The sequence below is a fragment of the Mycobacterium sp. P2_H7 genome (genome assembly GCF_056403275.1).
Genome location: NZ_JBFUFU010000090.1, coordinates 1 through 353, shown reverse-complemented (window position 1 = coordinate 353; position 353 = coordinate 1). Strand labels below are relative to the sequence as shown.

Annotated in this window: 1 protein-coding gene; it reads right to left on the bottom strand. The window is 64.3% G+C overall.

From position 1 onward, the window contains the following. On the bottom strand, positions 1-280 hold a 280-nt coding region (locus tag AC1DY7_RS31495; protein ID WP_477497679.1), incomplete at its 3' end, for a cupin domain-containing protein. Positions 281-353 lie beyond the last annotated feature (73 nt).

Here is a 353-nt window from a genome sequence, read left to right as displayed (position 1 = left end):
CGACAAAGGCATCGCCGGGGCCGACCTCGACAGGCTCGCCGCCATCCGGCGTGATAATGATGCGGCCGGCGATCATGTGCACGAACTCATAGTCGGTGTAGGTGACGTGGTAGGTGCCGGGCGATGCCCGCCAGGTGCCCGACATCACCTTGCCGTCGGCGGTGGTGTGCTGCACGGCGGTCTGCATGGTCGGCCTGCCCTCGACAACGATCCAGCCCGGCAGATCTTCGCCATCGGCATGCTCGACAGCGCCGAATTTGAGGATGGTGGTGTTGGTCATGGGATGGCTCCGTTTGAACTGCATTGGCTGCCGGTTGGATAGCCGATGCGCATGGCGGGAGCAACGCAAGGGC